The 5,043-nt window shown below is 48.9% G+C and carries 5 protein-coding genes; 3 read left to right on the top strand and 2 right to left on the bottom strand.

Features of this window, described 5'->3' with window-relative positions:
• Window positions 1-636: 636 nt before the first annotated feature.
• The 3 genes from rmuC to ACTHSP_RS17725 are packed head-to-tail and all read left to right on the top strand — an operon-like array spanning window position 637 to window position 3,332.
• A complete protein-coding gene (gene rmuC / locus ACTHSP_RS17735) occupies window positions 637-2,439 on the top strand; it encodes a DNA recombination protein RmuC (RefSeq protein ID WP_308111642.1) in 1,803 nt (600 codons plus the stop codon).
• Between the two features lie 37 nt (window positions 2,440-2,476).
• Entirely contained in the window at window positions 2,477-2,806 is a 330-nt protein-coding gene (locus ACTHSP_RS17730) for a glycosyltransferase (protein WP_308111643.1), read from the top strand.
• Window positions 2,781-3,332: a glycosyltransferase family 8 protein gene (locus tag ACTHSP_RS17725; protein ID WP_318250418.1), complete on the top strand. Its 552-nt coding sequence runs from the start codon at window positions 2,781-2,783 to the stop codon at window positions 3,330-3,332. Before ACTHSP_RS17730 ends, ACTHSP_RS17725 begins: the two co-directional genes overlap by 26 nt.
• A gap of 119 nt (window positions 3,333-3,451) precedes the next feature.
• On the opposite strand, the gene dapD is transcribed toward ACTHSP_RS17725, so the two are convergent.
• Window positions 3,452-4,273, bottom strand: coding sequence for a 2,3,4,5-tetrahydropyridine-2,6-dicarboxylate N-succinyltransferase (dapD, locus tag ACTHSP_RS17720; protein WP_003684212.1), 822 nt, complete (start codon window positions 4,271-4,273; stop codon window positions 3,452-3,454).
• A 281-nt stretch (window positions 4,274-4,554) separates the two neighbouring features.
• The coding region (locus tag ACTHSP_RS17715) for a leucyl/phenylalanyl-tRNA--protein transferase (protein ID WP_440346564.1) at window positions 4,555-5,043 on the bottom strand (489 nt) is incomplete at its 5' end.

Here is a 5,043-nt window from a genome sequence, read left to right as displayed (position 1 = left end):
TCTGAAGTATTGTAATCAATTCGTTTATAATTGAATTATTTGTGTACTACCGTTTCAATATTGTAGGCGACGCCGAGGGCGGAGGCCGGTATCCCCGACATGCCGATTAAAGAAGTGGCGGCAAGCGTTATTAAATGTCCCATTTTAAGTAGTCCTTTTTCATAGATACAAAATGTTATTTAACAACATACACATTTTTTCGCCGGCATCTGCGCTGCCGACAGGACGAATCATACCGTGTTAATCGTTAATTAATACAACTTTTTCGTAAAGATAAAATACTAAAAACATATATAATAAAGATTTTGGTTAATTTATATTTTGTTTTGAAAATGACACCGATGTCTTTTTCAATGACACCGATGTCTTAATTACATACACACTACAAACGTATCTTGCTGCGTCCATAAAATCCCTCCTTTTTTGTTGCAAAATTGCACTCTAAATTAAATATTATTTTAAATTCAAAATGTTACAAATTCATCTTTTTTACAGTCCAAATCTTCACTTAGTCAAAATCAATACCTTTAATAGCTTCTTTTAAAGAAAACACACGTTTCTAGCGCCTATCCGACCATAAAATGCGCTGCAAATATATGATATAGTGAAACATTCTGCGTATTGACTATTTCCAGTATGAACAACACCCTAATCCTGACCGGCGCGGCCGCATTTTTTATCGGCGCGCTGTTTGCTTGGCTGATAACACGCTACCAAGCCCAAAGCCGACACTTTATTGTTTTGCAAGAATTGGCCGAGAGCCGCCGCCTGCATGAGTTTGCCGAACAGGTGCAGGCTCAAACTGCGGCAGATTTGGCGCAAAGCCGCCATACCGTGCAGGAATTGCAAGACGAATTGCAGGAGACGGGAAACCGCTTTGCCGCAGCCGAAAAACAGATTGCCTATCTGCAAGATTGCGAGGCCGAAGCCGAAGCTTTAAAACACGAATGTGCAAAATGGCAGCAAAGCGCGCAAAACCTGCAAATCAACAATGAGCGCCTAAACACGCAACTGGTTCAAGAACAGGCATTGAGTGCGGATAAAAATACGCTTTTGCAACAACAAGAAACGGAAAAAGGCCGTCTGAAACAAGACTACGACACGCTGTTGGAGCAAAACCATGCGCTGCAAGTCCAAAACGAACGCCTCTCCACACAACTAACGCAAGAAAAAGCCAATATCGACGACAAAAACAGCCTTTTACAGCAACAGGAAGCCGAAAAAGGCCGTCTGAAACAAGAATACGCCGCCCTTTTGGAGCAAAACCACGCACTTCAAGTCCAAAACGAGCGCCTCAACACCCAATCGGAAAAAGACCGTCAGGCTGCCGAAGAAAAACTGGCCCTGCTGGCAGATGCGCGTAAAAACCTGAGCGACCAGTTCCAAAACCTCGCCAACACTATTCTGGAAGAAAAAAGCCGCCGCTTTACCGAGCAAAACCACGACCATCTTCAGCAACTGCTCAATCCGCTCAACGAACGCATACACGGCTTCAGCGAGCTGGTTCAGCAGACTTACGAAAAAGAAGCCAAAGAACGCCTGACCATCGAAAACGAGCTCAAACGCCTGCAAACCCTCAACACCCAACTCCACCACGATGCCAAAGCGCTGACCACCGCGCTGACCGGCACGCAAAACAAAACCCAAGGCAACTGGGGCGAGATGATTTTGGAAAGCGTATTGGAAAACTCCGGCCTGCAAAAAGGCCGCGAATACATCGTTCAAGCTTCCAGCGTCCGCCACGAAGCAGACGGCACCCAACGCCGCCTCCAGCCCGACGTCCTCATCAATCTGCCCGACAACAAACAAATCGTCATCGACTCCAAAGTATCGCTGACCGCCTACGTCCGCTATACGCAAAGCACCGGCGCAGAAGCAGAACGCGAGCTTGCCAACCACGTCGCCAGTATCCGCGCCCACATTAAAAGCTTGGCCACGAAAGATTACACCGACCTTGAGGGCGTCAAAACGTTGGACTTCGTCTTTATGTTCGTCCCTGTCGAACCGGCCTACCTCCTCGCCCTGCAACACGATCCAAACCTCTTCCAAGAGTGTTTCGACAAACGCATCATGCTGACCGGCCCCAGCACCCTGCTCGCCACCCTGCGCACCGTTGCCAATATCTGGCGCAACGAGCAGCAAAACCAAAACGCGCTGGCGATTGCCGAGGCAGGCAGCAAACTCTATGACAAATTTGTCGGCTTTGTCGAAAGCATGGACGGCATCAATAAAGCGCTTGTTCAGGCTCAATCCCAGTTTCAGACGGCCTATGGCCGCTTGGTTTCCGGTAGGGGCAACCTCATCAGCAGCACCGAAAAACTGCGCAAATTGGGTATCAAAGCCGGCAAACAGCTGCAACGCGATTTATTAGAAAAAGCCATGTCGGAAAACGAAGATCATGCCGCCTTACCGACCGCACAAGACCAAGAAAATGACTGACAAAATTTAATACATTGCAAATAAAAGGAATTTAACAATGAGCAACATCACCATCGTCCTTGCCGCCGATACCGGCTATGCCGAGCAGGTTCATACACTGATGAAATCCATCTGTACTCACAACACAAATGTCGATTTCTACCTCATGCACAATACCTTCAGGCGGGAATGGATCGACTATACCAACCAAAAGCTCGCAGCCAGCGGCAGCCGTCTGAATGATGTCAAAATCGAGATGGACTTCAGCCAATATCGCCGCTTGTCCCATATTTCGGATGCTGCATTTTTCCGCCTGGTGATGCAGCACTGCCTGTCGACCGCGCCCGTATCTCGACAGCGATATGGTGGTGACCCAATCCCTGCATGATTTGTTCAACCTCGATATGCGCGGTTATCCCGTTGCGGCGGTACAAGATTCCGTTTTGGCGCACATCGAGTGGAAACACCCTATCGACCTGCACACCACACCCTATTTCAATTCAGGCATGTTGCTGGCCGACTTGGTGCAATGGCGGGAACACAATATCGCGGCGCAACTGCTGAAAACCGCCGCCAGCCTCAACGAAGCCGTACCCTATGGCGACCAATGCTTTCTAAACACCGTATTTCAAAAAAACTGGCTGCAATTAGAAGAATCTTGGAACTTCCAAACCGGCGCAGTCGAATACTTCCAAAAACGAAACCTCAGCGAAGTATTTCCCAAACCCGACACCGTCCCGCCCATTATCCACTACACCACACGCGCCAAACCGTGGTTGTGCGATTACGGCAAGATTCCTTTTGAAGAAATCTATTGCCGACTGGCCGGAAGCGTAGTCCCAGACAGGGAATACCCTTCCCTTGCCTCAATTGACCTTAAAACAACCCATCATCAAAAACAAAAGGCCGTCTGAAATCGTTTCAGACGGCCTTTAAGCCATAAAAAAACAGGCAGAACATTCTGCCTGTTTTTTTGTTCAAAACTAACCATAGAGTGAGCATACCACCTTCAATCAGCGTTATCGTTATCCGATTAGATACCGCGCAACAATTCATTCACGCTGGTTTTCGCACGGGTTTGCGCGTCCACGCGTTTGACGATAACCGCGCAGTAGAGGCTGTGGCTGCCGTCTTTGGAAGGCATGCTGCCGGATACAACAACCGAACCAGCCGGTACGCGGCCTTGATAGATTTCGCCGGTAGTACGGTCAAAGATTTTAGTGGATTGACCGATGAACACGCCCATAGAAATCACGCTGCCTTCTTCGACAATTACGCCTTCGACGATTTCAGAACGCGCACCGATAAAGCAGTTGTCTTCAATAATGGTCGGGCTGGCTTGCAGAGGCTCGAGTACGCCGCCGATGCCGACGCCGCCGCTCAAATGCACGTTTTTACCGATTTGCGCGCAAGAGCCGACAGTCGCCCAAGTATCGACCATCGCACCTTCGTCAACGTATGCGCCGATATTGACATAAGAAGGCATCAACACGACATTTTTCGCCACAAAGCTGCCACGGCGGGCAACGGCACCCGGAACTGCGCGGAAACCTGCGCTGCGGAACTCGTCTTCAGACCAATCGGCAAATTTAGTCGGCACTTTGTCGAAGTATTTGTTCACACCGTCGTTGAGGATTTCATTGTCCTGAATGCGGAAAGACAGCAATACGGCTTTTTTCGCCCATTCGTTGACTTTCCATTCGCCCACACCCAAACGCTCGGCAACGCGCAGTTTGCCGGAGTCGAGTTGGCGGATGGTTTCCAAAACCGCTTCACGCACTTCGGGGGTAACGGTATTCGGATTGATTTCGGCACGGTTTTCAAAAGCCGTTTCAATGATGTTTTGCAAAGACATGTTGATTCCTTCAAGAGATCAGGGCCGTCTGAAACCTATTCAGGCCGCCCTATTACAAATATTTAACTTGTTATTTTGCCATGTAAAAGCAATTTCGTCAGCTATTAACAATTAGCACCAAGCGTTACACAGCCGGATTTCGGTTAAGCCAAGATTTTCAGACGGCCTGTTCAAGTGAATGGAATGGCATTTATTTTCCAACCGGTTTCCCAGCCTCAATATGCAGACTACCCATTCTGCCGACACGCCGTGCCGATAAATCAATCTTTGCCGCCAATCTTTTACAGCAGATTTTCAGCCACCACGCGGCATTCGATATTCCGCTTTAACGGTTTCGCGTTCAAATCCTGCAAGGCCGTCTGAAAGTCGGCAAAATCCATTAACTGCGAACCGAAACGGCGCATATGTTCGGTATCCTGCTGACAGTCTATCAGTGCAACGCCCAAATCCGCCAGAAACGGGACGGCGCAGGCGAACGCAATCTTTGACGCATCGGGACGCAAGGCAAACATCGACTCGCCATAAAACACGCAGCCGATTTGCACGCCGTAAAATCCGCCTGCCAACTGCATTTCGCCTTGTTCATCAGGTAGCCAGCATTCAAACGAATGCGCATGCCCCTGATGGTGCAGCTTTAAATAGGCCGTCTGAAACGCTGGTTCTATCCACGTTCCATCCTGTTCCGGACGCGGTACATTGGCGCAATGGGCAATCACTTTTTCAAAACAGCGGTTGACCGTTACCCGATACGGCTTGTGGCGCAAGGTTTT

Source organism: Neisseria sp. P0001.S005 (assembly GCF_051963715.1).
The sequence above is the reverse complement of the archived record's forward strand: the minus strand, read 5'-3'. Positions and strand labels throughout refer to the sequence as shown.